This is a genomic window from Humibacter ginsenosidimutans (assembly GCF_007859675.1).
GTDB classification, from domain to species: domain Bacteria; phylum Actinomycetota; class Actinomycetes; order Actinomycetales; family Microbacteriaceae; genus Humibacter; species Humibacter ginsenosidimutans.
The window spans coordinates 1,559,503-1,579,900 of the sequence record NZ_CP042305.1 but is presented as its reverse complement, the minus strand read 5'-3'; the positions used below and the strand labels follow the sequence as shown (position 1 = coordinate 1,579,900).

General features: G+C 69.7%; 20 protein-coding genes. 10 read left to right on the top strand and 10 right to left on the bottom strand.

The window, feature by feature from the left end:
* Window positions 1–27 precede the first annotated feature (27 nt).
* Window positions 28–423, bottom strand: a complete 396-nt coding sequence (locus tag FPZ11_RS07465) for a DUF2255 family protein (protein WP_146319689.1) — start codon at window positions 421–423, stop codon at window positions 28–30.
* 65 nt (window positions 424–488) lie between these two features.
* Here FPZ11_RS07465 and FPZ11_RS07460 point away from each other — a divergent pair, with 65 nt between their 5' ends.
* The 3 genes from FPZ11_RS07460 to FPZ11_RS07450 all read left to right on the top strand — a co-directional run bounded on the left by FPZ11_RS07460 (window position 489) and on the right by FPZ11_RS07450 (window position 4,279).
* Window positions 489–1,154, top strand: coding sequence for a maltokinase N-terminal cap-like domain-containing protein (locus tag FPZ11_RS07460; protein WP_146319687.1), 666 nt, complete (start codon window positions 489–491; stop codon window positions 1,152–1,154).
* 118 nt (window positions 1,155–1,272) lie between these two features.
* Complete coding sequence (locus FPZ11_RS07455) at window positions 1,273–1,932, top strand: NAD(P)-dependent oxidoreductase (protein ID WP_146319685.1); 660 nt, start codon at window positions 1,273–1,275, stop codon at window positions 1,930–1,932.
* An 88-nt stretch (window positions 1,933–2,020) separates the two neighbouring features.
* Window positions 2,021–4,279, top strand: a complete 2,259-nt coding sequence (locus tag FPZ11_RS07450) for an MMPL family transporter (RefSeq protein ID WP_146319683.1) — start codon at window positions 2,021–2,023, stop codon at window positions 4,277–4,279.
* A gap of 10 nt (window positions 4,280–4,289) precedes the next feature.
* Here the strand turns inward: FPZ11_RS07450 and FPZ11_RS07445 are convergent, their stop codons facing one another.
* The gene (locus FPZ11_RS07445; protein WP_146319681.1) at window positions 4,290–5,192 is read right to left on the bottom strand and encodes a DMT family transporter; all 903 of its coding nucleotides are present in this window, start codon (window positions 5,190–5,192) and stop codon (window positions 4,290–4,292) included.
* A gap of 78 nt (window positions 5,193–5,270) precedes the next feature.
* A complete protein-coding gene (locus FPZ11_RS07440; protein WP_146319679.1) occupies window positions 5,271–5,759 on the bottom strand; it encodes a winged helix-turn-helix transcriptional regulator in 489 nt (162 codons plus the stop codon).
* A 110-nt stretch (window positions 5,760–5,869) separates the two neighbouring features.
* Here FPZ11_RS07440 and FPZ11_RS07435 point away from each other — a divergent pair, with 110 nt between their 5' ends.
* Entirely contained in the window at window positions 5,870–6,388 is a 519-nt protein-coding gene (locus FPZ11_RS07435; RefSeq protein WP_146319677.1) for an SRPBCC family protein, read from the top strand.
* A gap of 15 nt (window positions 6,389–6,403) precedes the next feature.
* On the opposite strand, the gene FPZ11_RS07430 is transcribed toward FPZ11_RS07435, so the two are convergent.
* Complete coding sequence (locus tag FPZ11_RS07430; protein ID WP_146322774.1) at window positions 6,404–6,985, bottom strand: LysE/ArgO family amino acid transporter; 582 nt, start codon at window positions 6,983–6,985, stop codon at window positions 6,404–6,406.
* A gap of 188 nt (window positions 6,986–7,173) precedes the next feature.
* On the opposite strand from FPZ11_RS07430, the gene FPZ11_RS07425 reads away from it, so the two are divergent.
* On the top strand, window positions 7,174–8,055 hold the full coding sequence (locus FPZ11_RS07425; protein WP_146319675.1) for a LysR family transcriptional regulator ArgP: 882 nt from the start codon (window positions 7,174–7,176) through the stop codon (window positions 8,053–8,055).
* Between the two features lie 18 nt (window positions 8,056–8,073).
* On the opposite strand, the gene FPZ11_RS07420 is transcribed toward FPZ11_RS07425, so the two are convergent.
* Window positions 8,074–8,325 (bottom strand): DUF2249 domain-containing protein, encoded by a 252-nt coding sequence (locus FPZ11_RS07420; protein ID WP_246846589.1) that lies wholly within the window; start codon window positions 8,323–8,325, stop codon window positions 8,074–8,076.
* A gap of 75 nt (window positions 8,326–8,400) precedes the next feature.
* Between FPZ11_RS07420 and FPZ11_RS07415 the strand changes: the two genes are divergently transcribed.
* Window positions 8,401–9,567, top strand: coding sequence for a DUF8744 domain-containing protein (locus FPZ11_RS07415; protein WP_246846588.1), 1,167 nt, complete (start codon window positions 8,401–8,403; stop codon window positions 9,565–9,567).
* The gene (locus FPZ11_RS07410; protein WP_246846587.1) at window positions 9,564–12,296 is read left to right on the top strand and encodes a multicopper oxidase domain-containing protein; all 2,733 of its coding nucleotides are present in this window, start codon (window positions 9,564–9,566) and stop codon (window positions 12,294–12,296) included. The genes FPZ11_RS07415 and FPZ11_RS07410 overlap by 4 nt, the downstream gene beginning before the upstream one ends.
* Before the next feature lie 39 nt (window positions 12,297–12,335).
* Here the strand turns inward: FPZ11_RS07410 and FPZ11_RS07405 are convergent, their stop codons facing one another.
* From FPZ11_RS07405 to FPZ11_RS07390, 4 genes are all read right to left on the bottom strand, one after another.
* On the bottom strand, window positions 12,336–12,695 hold the full coding sequence (locus tag FPZ11_RS07405; RefSeq protein WP_367889441.1) for a nitroreductase family deazaflavin-dependent oxidoreductase: 360 nt from the start codon (window positions 12,693–12,695) through the stop codon (window positions 12,336–12,338).
* 99 nt (window positions 12,696–12,794) lie between these two features.
* Entirely contained in the window at window positions 12,795–13,649 is an 855-nt protein-coding gene (locus tag FPZ11_RS07400) for an LLM class F420-dependent oxidoreductase (protein ID WP_146319671.1), read from the bottom strand.
* 102 nt (window positions 13,650–13,751) lie between these two features.
* Window positions 13,752–13,958 carry a cold-shock protein gene (locus FPZ11_RS07395; protein ID WP_022900379.1) on the bottom strand — a complete coding sequence of 69 codons (207 nt, stop codon included), beginning with the start codon at window positions 13,956–13,958 and terminating at the stop codon, window positions 13,752–13,754.
* Window positions 13,959–14,060: 102 nt separating this feature from the next.
* A complete protein-coding gene (locus FPZ11_RS07390; RefSeq protein ID WP_437438625.1) occupies window positions 14,061–15,059 on the bottom strand; it encodes a fatty acid desaturase family protein in 999 nt (332 codons plus the stop codon).
* Between the two features lie 321 nt (window positions 15,060–15,380).
* Here FPZ11_RS07390 and FPZ11_RS07385 point away from each other — a divergent pair, with 321 nt between their 5' ends.
* Both FPZ11_RS07385 and cofE read left to right on the top strand, forming a co-directional pair.
* Complete coding sequence (locus FPZ11_RS07385; protein ID WP_146319667.1) at window positions 15,381–16,388, top strand: TIGR03557 family F420-dependent LLM class oxidoreductase; 1,008 nt, start codon at window positions 15,381–15,383, stop codon at window positions 16,386–16,388.
* A 155-nt stretch (window positions 16,389–16,543) separates the two neighbouring features.
* Window positions 16,544–17,977, top strand: coding sequence for a coenzyme F420-0:L-glutamate ligase (gene cofE / locus FPZ11_RS20270; protein WP_367889435.1), 1,434 nt, complete (start codon window positions 16,544–16,546; stop codon window positions 17,975–17,977).
* A gap of 192 nt (window positions 17,978–18,169) precedes the next feature.
* On the opposite strand, the gene FPZ11_RS07375 is transcribed toward cofE, so the two are convergent.
* The gene (locus FPZ11_RS07375; RefSeq protein ID WP_146319663.1) at window positions 18,170–19,522 is read right to left on the bottom strand and encodes an MFS transporter; all 1,353 of its coding nucleotides are present in this window, start codon (window positions 19,520–19,522) and stop codon (window positions 18,170–18,172) included.
* Window positions 19,523–19,586: 64 nt separating this feature from the next.
* Between FPZ11_RS07375 and FPZ11_RS07370 the strand changes: the two genes are divergently transcribed.
* Window positions 19,587–20,396 (top strand): ArsR/SmtB family transcription factor, encoded by an 810-nt coding sequence (locus FPZ11_RS07370; protein ID WP_146319661.1) that lies wholly within the window; start codon window positions 19,587–19,589, stop codon window positions 20,394–20,396.
* The last annotated feature ends 2 nt before the right edge of the window (window positions 20,397–20,398 follow it).

Below are 20,398 nucleotides of genomic sequence, written 5' to 3'. Positions count from 1 at the left end.
GCGGCCGTGCGGCGGCCCCGGATGCCGTCATGCAGGCAGCACGCGCAGCGTCGCCGAGTGCGAGGCGGCGTCGACCACGGGGTCGACGTACTGCTTCGGGTAGTGGCCGTCGTACTTCGCGTGGTACGCGGCGTCGACGGCTGCGGCGTCGGCGGGGTGGGCGGTGCCGGCGGAGGCATCCTCGAACACGGTGTCGCGCGAGACGGCGCCGATCGTCACGTGGCCGGCGCCGGCGCGCAGGGCGCGGGCGAACCAGCGGTTGCCCGATCCATAGGCCGAGCGCACGAAGACCTCGTCGCCGACGCGCACGATCCAGATGGTGGCGGAGGGACCGAGTGACCCGTCGGCTCGTCGGGCGGTCAGCACGACCTCGTCTTCGTCGCCGATCGTGCGCAATTCGTCGTCGCTGAAGGTCGAGGCCATGCCTGCAGAGTACGTCGTGGCGCTGCGCCTCGCACGCGTCGCACCCGTGTGACATCGTTGCCGGCATGGCTCTCCTTCATCGCGCTCAGCTGACCCCCTCCAAGCTCGAACTCGTCGGAGGCTGGATCGCCGACCAGCCGTTCTGGCAGGCCGGCGCCGACCCCGCGACGCTCGAACGCGTCGCTTCGTTCCGGTTCGACGACCCCGCAGGCGAGGTCGGCATCGAGACACTGATCGTGCGGGCGGGCGACACCACGCTGCAGGTGCCGCTGACGTACCGGGCCGCGCCTCTGCCTGGCGGCGAGGCATCCCTCATCGGCACCATGGAGCACAGCGTGCTCGGCACGCGTTACGCGTACGACGCGATCGGCGACCCGGTGTATCTCGCCGAGGCAGCGCGGGTCGCGGCGACCGGCGGCGCCGAGGTGGAGCAGTACTACGAGCAGGACGGCGAGCGGCGCATCAAGCCCGGTGACGCGCACGTGCGGGGCAACGGGCATCAGGATGCCGCGGTGCCGGCCGTTCCCGTCGACGCCGTTGCGATCACCGTGGACTCCGACCCCTTCGCCAGCGTTGCGCGGTGGAGCGGAGGCTCGCTCGCCGTGTCGCGCGACCTCGGCGCGGCGCCGTCGGAGGAGTTCTCCGCTGCACCGCTGCGCATCGTGGGCGACTGGGCCGACATGCACGACGTGCTCGTGATCGCCGTCTCACCCGACACGCGGGCGGCCTGAGCCCGGCGGGAATCCTCGGGCGCTTTCCGGCGTTCGTCTTCGATGGCGGGACCGTCCACGGCCGTCAACACACCGTGAACACCGTGCCCGGAGACAGAACAGGGAGTCACAAGAGACCATGACCACGATCGCCATCATCGGAGGTACCGGATTCTCGGGCGGCAACATCGCCCGCGAAGCACTGTCGCGCGGATGGGCGGTGCGGTCGCTCTCGCGCAACGCGCCGAAGCAGCCGATCGACGGTGTGGACTACCTCACGGGCTCGTACACCGACGCCGCTGACCTGGCGCGGCTGGTCGACGGTGCCGACGCGCTGGTGCTCGCCGTGCACGCCACCGACGCCGACGGCAATGACGTGCTCACCACGGCGCTGCCGGCGATCGCGGATGCCGCGGCCGCGGCGGGCGCGCGCCTCGGCGTCGTCGGCGGTGCCGGAAGCTCCCTCGTGGCCGAGGGTGGTCCGCGTCTCGTCGACACCCCGGAATTCCACGATGAGTGGAAGCCGGAAGCCCTCACGCACGCCGGCGTGCTCGAGTGGTTGCGCGCGCAGTACCCGGCCGGCTCCGACGGCCTGCGCTGGTTCTACGTGAGCCCCGCAGCGCTCTACGGCGCCTTCGCGCCCGGAGAGACGACCGGAGGCTACCGCACCGACGGCGACCTGCTCGTCAGCAAGGACGGCGGCTCCTCTGAGATCTCCGGCACCGACTTCGCGCTGGCGTTCGTCGACGAGCTCGCGACCCCCGCGCACGAGAACCGCCGCTTCACAGTCGGTCACTGAGCGCCTCGTCGGTTGACGAGCCGCTTCGTGGTGCTCCGGGGTCCTCGGATGACGCGGTCGGGCCGCCCGTCGCAATAACGTATGCACTATGACGCGCGCGCCGTCCGAACACCGCATCGGACCGATCGGGCGACTCGGCACGGCCTGCGCCAGGCATCCGTGGCTGACGATCGCGGTGTGGGCCGCTGTCGTCGTCGCAGCGGCCGCGACGGCGCTCGCCGGAATCGGCGGCCAGAACCTTTTCGATCGGCTCAGCGGATCCGTGCCGAGCGTGCACGGCGAGAGCTCGGAGGGCGCTGACCGCCTCGCCTCCGGCGCGTCGACGAAGAGCGTGACGCTGCTCGTGCACGGCGTCGATCCATCCGATCCCGAACTGGTCTCACGCACGACGGCGCTCGCGCGGCAGCTCGCCGCGCTGCCGCACACCACGGTGGCCGACCCGCTCGCGGTGCCCGGCGGCATCCACAACCCCGCCGTCGCGCCGCTCGTGGCGAAGGACGGAGACGGCATCCTCGTCACCGCGACGGTGACCGGTGTGAACGGACACTCGGCGTCGCAGGCGACGCTCGACCGCGCGCAGCACGACATGGATGCCGCCGCAACGGACCTGCGCGCGGCCCACTCGCACGCGACGGTCGAGGTGGGCAGCACGCAGCTGCTCACCGACTCGCTGCAGTCCATCTCGGAGAACGACCTGCGTCGCGGCGAGACCGTGGCGCTGCCGATCGCCCTGCTCGTGATGCTGATCGTGTTCGGCGGGTTCATCGCGGCCGGGCTGCCGCTCATCGGGGCGGGCGCGTCCATCGTGACGTCGCTGGGCATCCTGCTGGCGTTCACCTATGTGACGGACATCGCGAACACGGTCATCAACGTCGTCACGGCCGTCGGCCTCGGGCTCTCGATCGACTACGGCCTGCTCGTGGTGAGCCGGTTCCGCGAGGAGTACCGGGCCGCCGTGGCGCGCGGCCAGGATGCCGTGGGCCAGGGCACGAGTCGCGAGCACGATCGCGCCGTGCGGCTCGCGGCCATCGGCACGGCGCTCGACCGCGCAGGACGCACCGTGCTCTTCTCCGGCACCACGTTCGCCATCGCGAGCCTGGGCCTGCTCGTCTTCGAGCCGGCCTTCGTACGCGCTGTCGGCATCGCGGCCATCGCGGTCACGGTGGTGGCCATGCTCTCGGCGACAACGCTCATCCCGGCGATCTTCGCCTTGACCGGCCAGAAGCTGCTGAAGCCGGGTGCGCTGACGAGACTGCCGCTCGTCGGCCGGTGGATCACACGCTTCGGCGATGTGGCGCCCGACGAGGGATTCTTCTCCCGGCTCACGAGACGCGTGCAGCGGCATCCCGCGCTCGTCACGCTCGGCTGCGTGCTCATCCTGTTGCTGCTCGGCAGCCCGGTGCTCACGCTCAACCTGGCCAACACGAGCATCGACGCGGTGCCGAGGGCGTCGAGCCAGTACACGTTCGAGACCACCCTGGTCGACGAGTTTCCGGATGCCGCCCCCGCCAGAGTGCAGCTCGTCGCCACCACACGTGCCGACCTGACAACCTGGTCGTCGTCGGTCGCGAGGCTCGACCACGTGGACTCGGTGCAGACGCCGCAGCAGTCCGGTGACGCCTGGAGCGCGCGAGTCGAGGTGAACCCGCGAGACGGAGTGAGCGTGGTGCGCGAGATCCGCGGCGACGCGCCGGCGTTCCGGCACTGGGTCACCGGCATCGACGCAGGCACCGTCGACCTCGCGGACTCGCTCGCCCGCGGAGCGCCATGGGCGGTGCTCATCGTCGCGCTCGGCACCATCGCCCTGCTCTTCCTCATGACGGGGTCGCTGGTCGTGCCGCTGAAGGCTCTGGTGGCGAGCGCGCTGTCGCTCGGGGCCTCCCTCGGCCTTCTCGTCTGGGGGTTTCAAGATGGGGCGTTCGCCGGCATCCTCGGCTTCGACGCCGATCACGTGTACGGGGTCGACGTGATCGTGCTGGTGCTCGCCCTCGCGTTCGGCTTCGGGCTGGCGATGGACTACGAGATGTTCATCCTGAGCCGCATCAAGGAGCGGGTGGATGCCGGCACCGACGGCCGCGAGTCCATCGCGCTCGGCCTGCAGCGCTCCGGCCGCATCATCACGTCTGCAGCGCTCATCATCATCGTGGTGTTCGCCGGTTTCGCCACCGGTGACCTGCTGATCATCAAGCAGCTCGGTGTCGCGCTCGCCTTCGCCGTGCTCATCGACGCCACCATCGTGCGCTGCCTGCTCGTGCCGGCGTTCATGACGTGGCAGGAACGCATCATGTGGTGGGCGCCGCGCTGGATGAAGCGCCTGCACGCGAAGATCGGCATCGCCGAGGGGTGAGCGGCCGACCTCAGCCGCCGGTCGTCACCGCGAGCACCGCGATCGCGGCCAGCGCGAGCGCGACCCCGCCGAGTTGCACCGCCGACATGCGCTCCTTCAGCACGACGCGCGCCAGCACGATCGTCGCCAGCGGGTACACGCCTACGATCACCGACACCACGGCGAGGGCTCCCCAGTGCATGGCGAGGGCGAGCATCGCGTTCGCAGCGCCGAGCAGGATGCCGCCGCCCACCGTCATCCACAGTGCCGAATGCCCCGAGATGCCGTCGGAGTGCGACTCCTCCGTGTCGAGGGCCGCCAGAGTGCGCCGCACGGCTCCGCTCACCCGCGCGATGCCGACGACGGCGAGAAGCAGCACCAGCCCCACCAGCAGTTCCACGAGGGCGGGCGTCGTGCCGGAGTCGGCGGGTGTGAGGTCGAAGGCCACGATGGACCCGCCCAGCGCGACACCGGTCAGCACGCAGATGACGACGGTGCGCGCGGAGATGCGCACGTGGTTCTCCGAGCCGTGCATCGAGATGACGACGGTGCTGACGACGGCGACGCCGATCGCGATCCAGGCGAGCACGGGCAGCCGCTCGCCGAATGCGATCGCGACGGCGACGGGAACCACCGACTCCAGCACGGAGATGAGCGGGGAGACGAGACTCATCGGTCCGGCCGCCATCGCGGCGTAGAACCCGAGGAATCCGCCGATCGCGAGCACGCCCGCGATGCCGCCCCAGAGCATCCCTGTCGGCGACCAACGACCGGCGACGAACAGCAGGGACAGAGCGACGGCGGCCGTCGCGGCGAGGTACACGACGAGCGTCGTCCGCACGACGCCATTGCGGCCTGCAGCGCGTCCGGCGAAGAAGTCGGAGAATCCGTAGGAGAGCGCGGAGATCAGGGCGAGGACGATGCTTGCGAGCATCGGTTATCACGTCGATTCGTGGTCGGAGGAGGCCGCTGCGCCCAGCGTAGTCGGCACCGGCGACGCGAACCGGTGCGCTCAGCCCGCCCTCGTGCCGCCGCGGCGATTCGCGAGGTAGTCAGCGGGCATCCCGGGTCCGAGGGCCGCGGTGATGTCGTCGGCGGCGATGGGACCGCACTGCTCGCACATGGCCGCCGCGTGCACCGAGTGCTCCTGCCCCGTGTGCTCGTGCCCCGCGTGTCGGTAGACGATGGGCGGTTCGATCGGCGACGCCCACTGGTCGCCCCACTCCGTGAGGGCGATGAGTGCGACTTCGAGTGCACGTCCTTTGTCCGTGAGCACGTAGTCGGCGGTGTCGTCGCGTCGCATGATTCCGTGCTCGACGAAAGCGTCGAGGCGCGAGGCGAGCACGTTGCTGGCGATGCCGAGGTTGTGCTGAAAGTCGCCGAACCGGGTCACGCCCGCGAACAGCGCGTCGCGAATGATGAGCAGGCTCCAACGTTCGCCGACGAGCTCGAGCGCTCGCGCGATCGAGCAGACCTGGGAGTCGTAGGTGTTGCCGAGCACGGGTCGACGATAGCACTTGCGTGATGCAAGCGTGATGCCGTACGGTCGCTTGCATCACGAAAGTCTCGATGTCTCGAGGAGGGGCATCGCTCGATACGGGGAGCAGCGACATGAGCACGGATTACACAGCGACCATCACCGTGGATGCCACGCCGCAGCGCGCATTCGACGCCATCAGCGACGTCTCAGGCTGGTGGGGGCGCATCACGGGAACGACCACCGCCGTCGGCGACGAGTTCGTCTACGTGGTGCCCGGGCTGCACTACAGCGGATTCCGCGTCACGGAGCTCGAGGCCGGACGCACGGTCGCCTGGCTGGTGACCGGAAGCTATCTCGACTTCATCGCCGACAAGCAGGAGTGGAACGGCAGCACCGTGCGCTTCGAGATCGGCGAGAGCGAGGCCGGCACGACCGTCACCTTCACGCACGAGGGGCTCACCGACGAGGTCGAGTGCTACGACACCTGCTCGAACGCGTGGAGCATGTTCGTGCGCGGCAGCCTCAAGGCCTTCATCGAGACGGGAGTCGGCACGCCGTACGATTTCGGCGGCGACGAGGAGCTCTCGGCCGACGACCACGAGCACCTGCACGAGGGCGTGCGCGAGGCGGTGGGCACGCTGACGGACTGACCCGCTCGCCTAGTCCTACCCCTCCGCCAACGCCTCGACCGCGAGCGTGACGGCGATCGCGAACATCATCAGCGCGATGAGCACGTCGAGCACGCGCCAGGCGACGGGGGAGCGGAAGACGGGGCGGAGCATCCTCGCCCCGAAGCCGAGTGCGGTGAACCACACGGCACTGGCCAGTGCGGCGCCGAGCGCGAACCACCAGCGGGCGTCGCCGTAGCCGTTGCCCACCGTTCCCATCAGCACGACGGTGTCGAGGTAGACGTGCGGATTGAGCCAGGTGAAGGCGAGGCAGGCGGCGAGCGTCGGCCACAGCCCCACGGGTCCCACGCCGGATGCCGGGTCGAGCTCCCCGGGACGGATCGCACGTTTCGCTGCCAGCACGCCGTAGAGCACGAGGAACGCGACGCCCACCCAGCGCACCACCACGAGCACCCACGGAGCGGCGAGGATGAGCGCCCCCACCCCTGCGATGCCGGCGCAGATGAGCAGGGCGTCGGTTCCGGCGCACACGATCACGATCGGCAGCACGTGCTCCTTGCGCAGGCCCTGGCGGAGCACGAACGCGTTCTGGGCGCCGATCGCCACGATGAGCGACATGCTGAACCCGAAGCCGGCGAGCACGGTCGCGGGACCGGCGTGCGCAGCGACGTGCGCGCCGAGCAGCGCGGCGGCGTGGCCGGCGACCGGGTGGCCGACGATGGAGAGGAGGGGCACCGCACGAGGCTAGGCGAACCTCGCGCTGAAGAACAGCTAATGTTCCTTCAGCATCATTAGCATGGCTTGTGATGGATCTCGATCTCGCCCAGCTCCGCGCCCTCGACGCCGCCGTGACGGAGGGCACGATGGATGCCGCCGCCCGCGCCCTGCACATCACCCCCTCGGCGGTGAGTCAGCGGCTGCGCGCGCTCGAGGCATCCCTCGGCCGCGTGCTGCTGGTGCGCTCGAAGCCCGTGACGGTGACGGATGCCGGTGCCGCCGTGCTGCGCATCGCCCGCCAGATCGACGCGCTCGCGTCCGAGCTCTCCGCCGAGGTGGCAGGCGACACGGGCGACGATGTGCCTGCGCGCCGGAGCATCCCGCTCGCCGTCAACGCCGACTCGCTGGCGACGTGGGTGTTGCCCGCGCTCGCGTCGGTCGACGGGATCGACTTCGAGTTCCACAGGGAGGATCAGGAGCACACCACCTCGTACCTGCGCGACGGCACGGTGATGGCGGCGATCACGTCGGAATCGACTCCGGTGCAGGGCTGCGCGGTCGAGCCGTTGTGCGTCGCGCGCTACGTGCCCTGCGCGGCCGACACCTACGTGGTCACGTGGTTCCCGAACGGCGTGAGCAGGCGTGCGTTGGCGGCGGCGCCGGTCGTGGAGTTCGACCGCAAAGACGAGTTGCAGCGGCGATACCTGGCGCGACGCGGGGTCCCCGACGCGACGCCGCCGCGGCATCAGGTGCCGGCATCCGCCGACTTCGTGGCCGCCGTGCGGCTCGGCTACGGCTGGGGCATGGTTCCCACCTGGCAGCTGCCCGACGCAGGCCCGAAGGTCGTCGTGCTCGATGAGCGTGGAATCGACGTGCCGTTGTACTGGCAGCAGTGGAACCTGCGCAGCGCCGCCCTCGATCGCGTGCGCGAGGCGATCATGGCCGCTGCGACATCGCTCCGCGACGGCTGAGATGCCGCAGCGACGCCGTCAGGCCGCGGGCCGTCCGATCGCGACGCGCCACGTCTGCGGGCCCTCTTCGAGATAGGCCCACGTGAACTCGCCGTCGTGCTCAGCGGCGAACTGGTAGTAGAGCGGCTTCGGGTCGTGGTCGTTCACGAGCACGAATCCCTCGCCGGGCTGCAGTGCGGCGTAACGCCCGAAGATGAGCTGGTGCCTGCGCGCCGGCTCCTCGGCTCTCACGTCGAGCTCGTCGCCGAGGGTGTCGTTCTGGTCGGGCACGGGGTGCTCCTCTCGTTCGGTGGCGAGTGCGACGGTAGCACTCATTCCGTCATAAAACGGAATATCATGCTTTTAATGACCGGAACGCGCAGTACGACGCACCCCACGGCCCGGCCGATGATGTCGCGCGGAGGGGTGCGTCTGCTGTTCCTCATTCCCGGGGCGTTCTGCCTCTTCGCCGGCCTCGACTCAGCGCTTCTGCTGCTCGGGCTGCCCGCCCCGGTGGATGGCTCGCGCCTCCCCGTCGTGCACGGCCCGTTGCTCGTCTTCGGCTTCGTCGGCACGGTCATCGCGCTCGAGCGCGCCGTCGCCGTGCGCCGGCCGTGGGCGTTCGCGTCGCCCGCGCTGCTGGGGGTGGGCGGCATCCTGCTCCTCACCCCGCTGTCGTTGGTCGTCGGCCAGGCGATGTTCGCAGGCGGATCGATCGTGCTGCTGTTGATCTACGCGGTGATCTGGCGACGGCAGGCGATGTTCGCCTCCGCCGTGCAGGCGCTCGGTGCGTGGCTCGCGCTCGCCTCCGCAGCGCTCTGGATGGGCGGCCTCGACGCCTCCGCGCTGGTGCCGGGCATGACCGGCTTCATCGTGCTCACCATCGCGGGGGAGCGCATCGAGCTCGCTCGACTGGTGGCGATGAGCCGACGCAGCGAACTCGTCGCCATCGGGGTGAGTGTGGCGCTCGCCGGCTCCGTGCTCGCCGCGATGATCTGGCCGCAGGCGGGCTCGCGCGTCTTCGGCGCCTGCCTGCTGCTCTTCGTCGGCTGGCTGCTGCGCTTCGACGTGGCCACGCGCCTCGCGACCGGCTCTCGCGGCCTCCCGCGCTACATCGCCATCTGCCTGCTCGCCGGCTACTTCTGGCTGATCGTGGCGGGACTGATCTGGTTGTTCGTGGGCGAGACCACGCAAGGACCCTGGTACGACGGCGCGGTGCACGCGGTGTTCCTCGGATTCACGATGGGCATGATCATGGCGCATGCGCCGGTCATCCTGCCCTCCGTGCTGCGCCGTCCGCTGCCGTACCGGCCCATGCTGATCTGGCCGGTGCTGCTGATGAACCTGTCGCTCGTCGTGCGGGTGCTCGTCGGCGACACGCAGAACCTGCCCGTGTGGGTGCAGGCAGGCGGCGTGCTCGGCGTGTTCGCGCTGCTGTTGTTCGTGGTGCTCGCCGTGGTCTCGACCCTGCTCGGCCCGCCGAGTCGGCGAACCACGAGACAACGACGACGAGAGAGAGAAGAGGCCGCGTGACCGTAGCCCCGCCTCCGCCTGACCGGCGCGAGCAGCCGTCTCCGGGCCCGCGCGAGCAGCCGTCTCCCGACTCGCGCTCCCGCAGGCCGCGAAAGGCCCTGTCGCGGCGCGCCTGGTACGCCGTCATCAACGGCGTGGTCGTGGCCTGGATGCTCGCCGCCGGCATCGCCCTGCTGGCGCAGACGCTCGAGCAGTCGCCATCGTGGCTCGCCGTGCACCTGCTGCTGCTCGGCGGCGCGACCAGCGCCATCCTCATCTGGAGCCAGCACTTCGCCGACACCATCCTGCGCAAGGCCGGATCGCGCACTCGGCTCGGCGTGCGGCTCGCGCTGCACACGATCGGCGCGCTCGCCGTGGTGGTCGGCGTGACGACGGGGCTGTGGATGCTCGTGCTCGCCGGAGGCACTCTCGTCGCGGCGACGGCGGCCTGGCACGGCACCACGCTCGGCGTGCGGCTGCGCAGGGCGCTGCCCTCCCGCTTCGGTGGGCTCGTTCTGTACTACGTGGCCGCGAGCCTCACCCTGATCATCGGCGTCACGCTCGGCGTGATCATGGCGCGCGCAGACCTCACCGGCACGGAGCACGACCGCATGTTCGTGGCGCACGTGACGATGAACGTGCTCGGTTGGATCGGACTCACCGTGGTGGGCACGGTGGTGCTGCTGTGGCCGACCGTGCTGCACGCGCGCATCGGCGAGCAGACCAGGCGTCGCGCGCGAATCGCGCTCGTCGCACTGTGCGTCGGGCTGCTCGTCGTGGGCATGGCGTGCCTCACCGGCGTGTGGGTCGCGATCCTGCTCGGGACCGTCGTCTACCTCGCAGGGCTCGCGGTCATCGGCATCGACCTGGTCGGCCAGGCCGTGCGCACCCCGCCCGTGAACTATGCGGGCTGGAGCATGGGCGCGGCTCTCGCCTGGTTCGCCGCCACGATCGTCGCGTTCGGCGTTCGGGTGGCGACGGCCGGATCGTGGCAGGGCGTGGCATCCGGGTTCGTGGCACTGCTGGTGCCGTTCGGCATCGGCTTCGCCGCGCAGCTGGTCATGGCGGCGCTGAGCTACCTGTTGCCCGTGGTGTTCGGCGGCGGCCCGGTGAAGGTGCGGGCCACGAACGTGGAGCTCGACAGATTCGGGCTGTTCCGCGTGGTCGTCGTCAACGGAGCCGTGCTGCTGGCCGTGATCCCCGGCGTGCCGAACGCCGGAGTTTTTCTGGGCGTCGCGGTGGTCGTGCTGCTGTCGACGGTGGTGCAGTCGGTGCGGGCGCTGATCGTCGCACGGTCGCTGCAGGAACCGACGGGAGGCGATCGGCACGTGCGCCGCGAGGGCGCCGCACGGCCGACCATGGCCGGCATGCTGCATGTGAACAGCGGCGCGGCGATGGCCGCGATCGGCGTGCTCGTGCTGGCGGCCTCCGTCGGCGTCGCGGTGGCGAACGTCTCGGGGAGCGGAGGCGCGGCATCCTCATCGTCCGCGGCGACCGGGCGCACCACGAGCGTGCACATGGTGATGAAGAACATGCGGTTCTCGCCGTCGACGATCGATGTCCCCGCCGGAAACCGGCTCGTGATCCACGTGACCAACGAGGACGACATGGTGCACGACCTCACGCTGGCCGACGGCATCACTTCCGGCCGGCTCGTCGAAGGGGAATCCGCGACCGTCGACGCCGGCGTGATCACGCGCACGGTCGACGGCTGGTGCTCGATCGTCGGCCACCGGCAACTCGGCATGGTGTTCACGGTGGTGGCAACGGGCGCGACGGCTTCGCACGAGGCATCCGATGGTATGCAGGGCATGCCGGACATGACGCAGACGCCGCAGGCCGGCGCGACCTCCGCAGCAGCCGACATCGACTGGGCGAGGATGCCGGCAGCCGGCTTCACCGCCCGCGACCCGCTCCTGAAGCCCGCGGCCTCCGGCACCGTGCACGATGTCACGCTCACGGTGCGCGACACCGTGACCGAGGTCGCGCCCGGCGTAGAGCAGACGCTGTGGACGTACAACGGCACCGCTCCCGGGCCGACGCTGCACGGCGAGGTCGGCGACACCTTCCGGGTCACGCTCGTCAACGCCGGCGACATGGGGCACTCGATCGATTTCCACGCCGGCTCGCTCTCGCCGAATCAGCCGATGCGCACGATCGAGCCGGGACAGCGTCTCACCTACACGTTCACGGCGACGAGGGCGGGCATCTGGCTCTATCACTGCTCGACGATGCCGATGGCCGCGCACATCGCCAACGGCATGTTCGGCGCGGTCGTCATCGACCCGCCGGGCCTCGACCCCGTGGCCGAGCAGTTCGTCTTCGTGCAGAGCGAGTACTACCTCGGACCGCAGAAGGGCGTGGTCGACACGGCCAAGCTCGCCGCGGAGAACCCCGACCTCGTCGTCTTCAACGGCTACGCGAACCAGTACGTCTACCGGCCGATCGAGGTGAAGGCGGGGCAGCGAGTGCGCATCTGGGTGCTCGACGCCGGACCGAACAAGGCGAGCTCGTTCCACGTGGTCGGCGGGCAGTTCGACACCGTGTTCAAAGAGGGCGACTACCTGTTGAAGAACGGCGGATCCACCGGGGTCGGCGGCTCGCAGGCGCTCGATCTGCAACCCGCGCAGGGCGGCTTCGTGGAGCTCACGTTCCCCGCTGCGGGCGACTACTCGTTCGTCACACACATCATGTCCGACGCCGAGAAGGGCGCGACGGGCACGTTCCACGTCACTGCATCCGCGGGTTGAGGAGCGCACGGCGCCAGCCGTGCGTGCTACGCGTGCTCCTCAACCTTCGGTGGGGACGTCCTCCACGGGCACGAGCACGAAGACCGGGATGACGCGCTCCGTCTTCTTCTGGTACTCGGCGTAGTCGGGCCACACCGCCACGGCACGATCCCACCAGATGTCGCGCTCGCCGCCCGCCGCCAGGTGCGCGACGTAGTCGCGGCGCACCGCGCCGTCCTGCAGCTCGACGTTCGGGTTCTTCACCATGTTGTGGTACCAGGTGGGGTGCTGGTCGGCACCGCCCTTGGAGGCCACGACCGCATACTCGCCGCCGTGCTCGACCCGCATCACCGGGTTCTTGCGCAGCTTGCCGCTCTTCGCGCCCACCATCGTGACGACCACGATCGGCACCCCTCGCAGGGTGTTCGCCTCACGGCCCTCCGACGACTCGAACTGCTCGACCTGCGTGCGCGCCCAGTCGGCCGTGCCCGGTTCCCATTCCCCCTGTCAGCGGTGCCATCAGCTCACCCTCTCTGCGACTCGTCCCAAGAATTCCACAGCCTTCAGCGGATCGGGCGTGCGCGCCGACACGTACGCGGCGGTGAAGCCCAGCTCGCGCAGGGCATCCAGCTGGCCCACGAACGCCTCGAGGTCGGTGTCGGCGTGGATCGCCGTGGTCGTGGTCTTCTCCACGGTGTCGTAGTCGCGGCCCTCCACGTCGCACCAGTGACGCAGAACGTCGAGCTTGTGGGCGGCCTCGGGGGAGCCGAAGATGTTGCAGGCATCCGCGTACCTGGCGACATAGCGCAGGGTCTTCTGCTCGCCGACGCCGCCGATCATGAGGTAGGGCCGCGGCTTCGACAGCGGCTGCGGCGAGTTGAGCGTGCGACCCAGGTGGTAATGCTCGCCGTCGTACGGACCCTCGTCGCCGCTCCACATCTGCAGGCAGATCTGCAGGGCTTCCTCGAGCCGTTCGAAGCGCTCCTTCGTCGGCGGGAACGGAATGCCGAGACCCTTCGACTCCTCCTCGTTCCAGCCCGCGCCGATGCCGAGCCCCGCGCGCCCGCCGGAGAGCACGTCGAGCGTGGAGATCTGCTTGGCGAGGATGCCCGGCTCGCGGTAGATCACGCCCGTCACGAGCGTGTGCAGCAGCACGCTCGAGGTGTGCGCGGCGAGAAAGCCGAGCGCCGTGTAGCCCTCCAGCATGGGCTGTTCCGGCGTGCCGATGGTGCCGATCTGCCAGAAGTGGTCCATCACGGTGATGCGCTTGATGCCGGATGCATCCGCCTCGCTCGCGGCGCGGGCGAAGGTGGGGGCCAGCTGATCGGGAGAGACGTTCCAGGTGAAGTTCGCGATGTGGAAGCCGATGTCCATGCACCGCACGTTAGCTGGCCTTCCCCGTCACGTGGGGAGGCGTGGAAGACGAAGCGGACCGGAGGGTGACCATCCCCTCCGGTCCGCTTCCGTGTGAGCGCGCTACTGAGCGCTGCGGATGTTGGTGGCCTGCGGGCCCTTAGCGCCCTGCTCCACGTCGTACTCCACCTTCTGGTTCTCTTCGAGGTTGCGGTAGCCGCTTCCCACGATGGCGGAGTGATGGGCGAAGACGTCGGCAGAGCCGTCGTCCGGGGCGATGAAGCCGTAGCCCTTGTCAGAGTTGAACCATTTGACGGTGCCGGTGGCCATGCGTCGTTTTCCTTTTATTCGTGTTCGAAGACCGCGAACTGCAGTCCCCCGTACGGCAGCGAGATCGCTGCCGACGTCTTGTGTGTCCGATGTACGAGCCTGTCATGCGCCCCGATATTGCGCGACCATAGGGCACGCGAACGGATCCCGTGCATGGAGGCCGACCCTGTTCAGGTAGGCGATGACGATGGAGTACGACTCCATCATGGTCGTCTCGGTGTAGTCGATGCCATTGGCCAGGCAGTGCTCGCGCACGAGCAGCCTCGCCTTGGAGAGGTGCGGCCGGGCCATGCTCGGGAAGAGGTGGTGCTCGACCTGGTAGTTGAGGCCGCCGAAGAGCGTGGTCGCCCACCAGCCGCCTGTGATGTTGCGGGAGGTGAGCACCTGCTTCGAGAAGAAGTCGAGCTTGAGGTCTCTGGGGATGATCGGCATGCCCTTGTGGTTGGGGGCGAACGACGCGCCCATGTAGATGCCGAACACCGCGAACTGCACGCCGATGAACGCCGCAGCCATTCCCGGGGGCAAGAAGACGAACAACACACCGAGATAGAGCGCGAACCGGGTGGCGATGAGCGCGATCTCGGTCTTGCGGCGCTTGACGGCGTCTCTGCCGAACAGGATGCGTGTCGAGGTCACGTGCAGGTTGACGCCCTCGAGCGAGAGCAGGGGAAAGAACAGGTAGCCCTGGCGCCGGGTGATCCAGGCCATGACGCCGGTGCGTTTCGCGGCGTCTTCTTCGAGGAACGAGATGGTGTCGACGGCGATGTCGGGGTCCTTGCCCACCTGGTTCGGATTGGCGTGATGCCGGGAGTGCTTGTTCATCCACCACGCATAGCTCATGCCGATCACGAAGGTGGCGAGGAACCTGCCCAGCCGATCGTTCGCCGGGCCCGACGTCAGGATCTGACGGTGAGCGGCTTCGTGGGCGAGGAAGGCGAACTGCGTCAGGATCAGTCCAAGAACGCCGGCGAGGATGAGCTGGAACCAGCTGTGACCGAGCAGGACCATGCCGGCGACGTCGGCGGCCGTTGCGAGCACAAGGGCTGTCGCGACGAGTAGGTAGAAGCCCTTGGCACGAACGAGAAGGCCGTTCGCTTTCACTGCGCGAGAGGCTTGCGTGTACGACGCGGCGACATCGGGACCGACGGGACTCGTACGGCCTGTGGTTCTGAGGCGACCCAGCCGGCCCTCCGAAAGCGTCGTCGCTGCGGAAGAAGAGGCGATGAGAATGTGCCGTTCGTTGGCAGCCTGCGGCTGAGTGTGCGCCAAAGGCAAAACGCCGATCGCTCCCATCAGACTACCCGGTACGGCATTCCGAAACCGGCAGGCACCTGGCAATCCAGAAATGTCGAGTCGGGTCGTCACGAGCCGAGCGGCGATCAGGGCCACGTGCGGACGGGGCGGGATCGGCAGAATGGTGGCATGGCTACGCGTGAACTCCAGGTCGGATACGCCGCGATGCTCGAGCAGTTCGCCCCCATGGAGGTCGTCGAGCTGAGCGCGCATGCAGAACAGCACGGATTCTCGGGGGTGATGGCCGCCGATCACTTCCAGCCGTGGGTGCCGACACAGGGCCAGGCATCCTTCGTCTGGAACGTGCTGACGGCCATCGGCGAGCGCACGAACGGCGACCTCGGGCCGGGGGTGACCACCCCCAGCTTCCGGTTCCATCCCGCGATCGTCGCGCAGGCATCCGCGACCCTCGCCGCCATGTACCCGGGCCGCCACTGGCTCGGACTCGGGTCGGGAGAGGCGCTCAACGAGCACATCGTCGGCGGGTACTGGCCTGAGGCGCCCGAGCGCATCAACCGCATGTTCGAGGCCATCGACATCATCAAGAAGCTTTTCTCCGCGTCGCTGGCCGGCCGTGACACGAAGCACTCGGGGCAGTTCTTCAAGCTCGAGTCCACCCGGCTGTGGACCATGCCGGAGCAGGCACCCGAGATCCTCATCGCCACGGCGGGCCCGGTGACGGCCAAGCGCGCCGGTCAGAGCGTCGACGGCCTCATCACCGTCGGCGCGCCGCTGGAGAAGATCAGCGGCCTGTTCGCGAAGTTCGACGAGGGGCAGCGGGATGCCGGCAAGAACCCCGATGACGCCCCTCGCGTGCTGCAGCTGCATCTGAGTTGGGCGCCGACCGACGAGGAGGCCCTGACCAACGCCGTGCGCGAGTGGCCGAACGGGGGCATGAAGTTTCCGAAGGCGGACATCCGCTCGCCCTTCGAGTTCGAGCAGATCGCCAAGATCGTGCGGCCGGAGGACTTCGAGGGCCGCATGGTCATCTCCAGCGACCCGGACGTGCATCGCGCCGCGATCCAGAAGTACGTCGACCTCGGCTTCGACCGGGTGTACCTGCACAACGTCGGCCGCAACCAGCGGGAGTGGATCGAGGTCTTCGGGCGCGACGTGCTGCCTGCGCTCCATCGATGAGCGGGGCCCCATCGATGAGGGAGCCCGAGCACTCTGAGCACGCCGAGAGTCCTTCGACTCGCTTCGCTCGCTCAGGAAGCGCCGACGCATCGACGAGTCCCGAAGCGCCGCCGAGTGCCGAAGCGCCCACGACCGGCGCGATCACCGCGTGGCCTGTGCCCGGCATCCCGGAGATCGCGCCGGGCGATGACCTCGCCGCGATCGTCGCCGGCGCGCTCGAGGCGGATGCCGCCGCGCACCCCGAGCGGGCGTTGCGTTCCGGCGACATCCTGATCGTCACCAGCAAGATCGTCTCCAAGGCCGAGGGCAGGGTGGTCGCCGCCGACGACCGCGAGCAGGCCATCACGGATGAGACCGTGCGCGTGGTCGCGACGCGCGCCTACGACGGCGGGGTGACCCGCATCGTGGAGAACCGGCAGGGCGTCGTCGGTGCGGCCGCCGGCGTGGACGCCAGCAATGTCGCCGATGGCTCGGTGCTGCTGCTGCCGCGGGATCCCGACGCGTCGGCTCGCGCGCTGCTGGCCGCGTGGAACGCGCGCTTCGGCATCGAGCTCGGCGTGATCATCAGCGACACGCTGGGTCGTACGTGGCGCATCGGCCAGACCGACCTCGCCATCGGTGCGGCAGGGGTGCGCGTCGTCGACGATCTGCGCGGCCAGACCGACGCGGCCGGAAGGGCCCTCGCGGTCACGCAGCCCGCCGTCGGCGACGAACTCGCCGCGCTCGGCGACCTCGTGAAGGGCAAGGCGAGCGGATGCCCCGTGGCCGTCGTGCGTGGAACCGCCCGGCTGCTGGAGCCGCAGCGCTCGGCGCCGTTCACCGCCGGGCGCTCCCTGACCCGCACCGGCCAGGGCGACATGTTCCGGCTCGGAACCGACGAGGCGCTCGCCGAGGGGTACCGCAGCGGACTGGCCGCCGGCCTCGCGCTCGCGACCGGCGCCCGGCCCCGGTGGACGGTCGTCGTGCCGTTCAAGGGCGGCGACGGCGCGAAGTCGCGGTTCGCGGGGGAGGCGGGGCTGGATCGACGCCGGCTGTCGTCGGCGTTCCTGCTGGACACGCTCGATGCGATTCGGACGGCCGTGGCGGTCGACGCCGTCATCGTCGTCTCGAGCGAGCCGTCCCTCGCCGAGACTGTGCATTCACGCGCCGATGCGATCGTCCCCGACCCGAGTGCCGGGCTGAACGCGGCGGTCGCCGCCGGTGTGCTCGCGGCGCATCGGTTGCACCCGGGGTCGTTCGTGGCGGTGCTGGTCGGCGACTTGCCTGCGCTCCGCGGCGAAGACCTCGACGCGGCGCTGCGGTCGGCGGTGGATGCGGCGCGGCACGGGCATCCGTACTCCTTCGTCCCCGATGCCGACGGCACGGGGACGACGGCGATCACGGCCGCGCCGGGTGCCACGATCTCGTCGAGGTTCGGCCGTGGCTCGGCGGCGCTGCACCGCGACGCCGGGTTCGTCGAGCTCGTCGTCGCAACGGGATCGAGCCTGCGTCAGGACGTCGACGATCCCCGAACCCTCGAGGCTTTCCGCGGCAGCTTCGGCTCGGCGACGGAGGACCTGCTCGCCGCCCGCCCGTCGTTTGCACGCTGACCCGTCGCGACGCCGGCCGAGCCATCGGCCTGGGGATCTGCCGTGTTCGGGTCGCGATCCCGTTCCATTCCCCTGACTCAGGTCGCGATTTCGGCCCTTCTGGCGGCCGCATAAGGGCCGAAATCGCGATCTGAAGGCGGGGATGACCGGTGGTGAGGGGCTGGCCGGTCTGGTGAGGGCGGCCCACGGGGGTCACCGCCACGATCGGCGGCGGGCGGCCGCGAAGCAGAGCATGCCGGCGACGGCGAAGGCCGCGGAGCCCGCGAGGAAGAGCGCGAGGGAATGCGACACGAAGCCGAGGCCGTCGGCGGGCCCGGCGATCGCAGCGAAGATCGCCACACCGAGTGCGCCGCCGGTCTGCCTGCTGGTATTGCTCACACCGGATGCCGCGCCGGGCGAACCGGGCGCGGCTCGCAGCGCGGCCGTGACGATCGCAGGGGTCAGGATGCCGAGGCCCGCGCCCCAGACCGCCAGACAGAACAGCAGCGCCATGTTGCTGCCGCCGGCGGTGCAGGCGATGCCCGCGAACCCGATCGCGGAAACGAGAAGGCCGAGCGCGCTGGTGTGCCACACGCCGATGCGGGCCGTGAGCCTGCCGCTTGGCGCGCCGAGAAGGGGCAGGGGCAGCATCGCGGGCAGTGTGGACAGGCCCGCCGTCAACGGGTCGAAGCTGTGCACGTCTTGGAAGAGCTGGGTGAGCAGAAACAGCGCTCCGAGCACGCAGAGGTTCATCAGTCCCGCCACCGCACACGCGGCGGCCAGGGCGCCTCGTGTGCGGTGGGGGATGCTCAGAAGCGGATGCGCCGTCCTCCGTTCCACGGACACGAACCACGCGGCGAGACCCACGGCGATCACACCGAGCGGCACCCCCAGCCACGGCAGGTCGGGCCCCTGGATGATCGCGGTCACCAGGCAGGCGAGCCCCGCCACCAGGAGACCTGCGCCACCCCAGTCGACGGGGTCGTCCCGTCTCCGCCCGGCACCCGAGCCGGGGAGCCGGAGCACGGGGACAAGAGCCAGTGCGATCACCGGCACGCTGAGCCAGAAGACCGCCCGCCAGCCCGCCGTCTGCACCAGCAGGCCACCGATCAGCGGACCGGCGGGCAGGGCGGCGCCGCCGATCGCGGCCCAGACGCCCACGAGTCTGCTCCTCGCGTTCTCGTCCGCGGCGTTCTCCACGAGCAGGGCGAGTGTGCCGGGGAGCATCAGCGCAGCTCCCACGCCCTGAACGGCCCGTGCGGCGATCAGCATGCCGACGGCCGGGGCCAGCGCACACAGCACCGAGGAAGTGCCGAACCCGACCAGGCCGAGCAGCACCACCCGCCGATGCCCGAGCCGATCTCCGATCCCGCCGGCCGCCAGCAGCAGTGCGGCAAGGGGCACCGAGTAGGCATCCACTACCCACGCCAGTCCGGATGCGCCGGCGTTCAGGTCGGAACCGATCTGCGGAAGCGCGACGTTCACTATCGTCACGTCGAGGAGCACGAGGAAGTAGCCGACGCAGAGCGCGAGCCTCAACGGCCACCTGGCGGAAGCGGGTGTCATGCCCACATCGTGGGGCGCAAACACTTCATCGTTCGTCGAAGCATTTCGCACGTACCATCGAGGCATGTTCTCTGTGCGTCAGGAATCTCAGGGCGAGCCGGACATCGCAGGCCTGGCATCCGCCTTCGCCGATCCGCGACGGGTTCGCGTGCTCATGGCCCTGGCCGACGAACGAGCGCTGCCCGCCGGGCGACTCGCCGAAGAGGCCGGCGTTGCGGCATCCACGGTCAGCAACCATCTGTCGGTTCTGCTCGAGCGCGGCCTCGTCGCCGTCGAGCAGCAGGGCCGTCATCGCTACTATCGCCTGGCCGATGCGGAGGTCGAGGGTGTGTTGGAGGCGCTCGCGAGGCTTGCGCCGCGCACCCCGATCACGTCGCTGCGCGAGCACACCCGCGTCGCGGCCCTGCGCGCGGCACGCACCTGCTATCACCATCTCGCGGGGCAGGCCGGTGTCGCCCTCTTCCGGCAGTTTCTCGATGCGGGATGGGTCACAGGGGGCGATGGCCTCCACCACCCGGGCACAAGCCGGGACCGACTCTCCGCCCCCGGGAGTGAAATCGACTACACGCTGACGCCAGAGGGTGCTGCCGCGCTCTCCGCGTGGGCGATCCCACCCCACACGCTCTCGACCACGCGCCCGCTGCGGTATTGCGTGGACTGGACCGAACAGGCCCACCACCTCGCCGGGCCCCTCGGCACCGCGATCACCGCCCGCCTCTTCGACCTGGGCTGGATCACGCGCGGCAACGCTCCGCGCAGCATCCGGATCACCGCGCAGGGCCGTGACGGGCTGAGCGCGTTGACTCCGCCCTTGCCTTCAGGTCGCGATTTCGGCCCTTCTGGCGGCCGCATAAGGGCCGAAATCGCGACCTGAAC

Coding starts and splice junctions, on each gene's coding strand:
- FPZ11_RS07415 (WP_246846588.1), top strand. CDS start 8,401: ATGACCGGAACGCGCAGTACGACGCACCCCACGGCCCGGCCGATGATG.
- FPZ11_RS07370 (WP_146319661.1), top strand. CDS start 19,587: ATGTTCTCTGTGCGTCAGGAATCTCAGGGCGAGCCGGACATCGCAGGC.
- FPZ11_RS07445 (WP_146319681.1), bottom strand. CDS start 5,192: ATGCTCGCAAGCATCGTCCTCGCCCTGATCTCCGCGCTCTCCTACGGA.
- FPZ11_RS07385 (WP_146319667.1), top strand. CDS start 15,381: ATGGCTACGCGTGAACTCCAGGTCGGATACGCCGCGATGCTCGAGCAG.
- FPZ11_RS07375 (WP_146319663.1), bottom strand. CDS start 19,522: ATGACACCCGCTTCCGCCAGGTGGCCGTTGAGGCTCGCGCTCTGCGTC.
- FPZ11_RS07430 (WP_146322774.1), bottom strand. CDS start 6,985: ATGTCGCTCATCGTGGCGATCGGCGCCCAGAACGCGTTCGTGCTCCGC.
- FPZ11_RS07435 (WP_146319677.1), top strand. CDS start 5,870: ATGAGCACGGATTACACAGCGACCATCACCGTGGATGCCACGCCGCAG.
- FPZ11_RS07395 (WP_022900379.1), bottom strand. CDS start 13,958: ATGGCCACCGGCACCGTCAAATGGTTCAACTCTGACAAGGGCTACGGC.
- FPZ11_RS07465 (WP_146319689.1), bottom strand. CDS start 423: ATGGCCTCGACCTTCAGCGACGACGAATTGCGCACGATCGGCGACGAA.
- FPZ11_RS07455 (WP_146319685.1), top strand. CDS start 1,273: ATGACCACGATCGCCATCATCGGAGGTACCGGATTCTCGGGCGGCAAC.
- FPZ11_RS07450 (WP_146319683.1), top strand. CDS start 2,021: ATGACGCGCGCGCCGTCCGAACACCGCATCGGACCGATCGGGCGACTC.
- FPZ11_RS07400 (WP_146319671.1), bottom strand. CDS start 13,649: ATGGACATCGGCTTCCACATCGCGAACTTCACCTGGAACGTCTCTCCC.
- FPZ11_RS07460 (WP_146319687.1), top strand. CDS start 489: ATGGCTCTCCTTCATCGCGCTCAGCTGACCCCCTCCAAGCTCGAACTC.
- FPZ11_RS07425 (WP_146319675.1), top strand. CDS start 7,174: ATGGATCTCGATCTCGCCCAGCTCCGCGCCCTCGACGCCGCCGTGACG.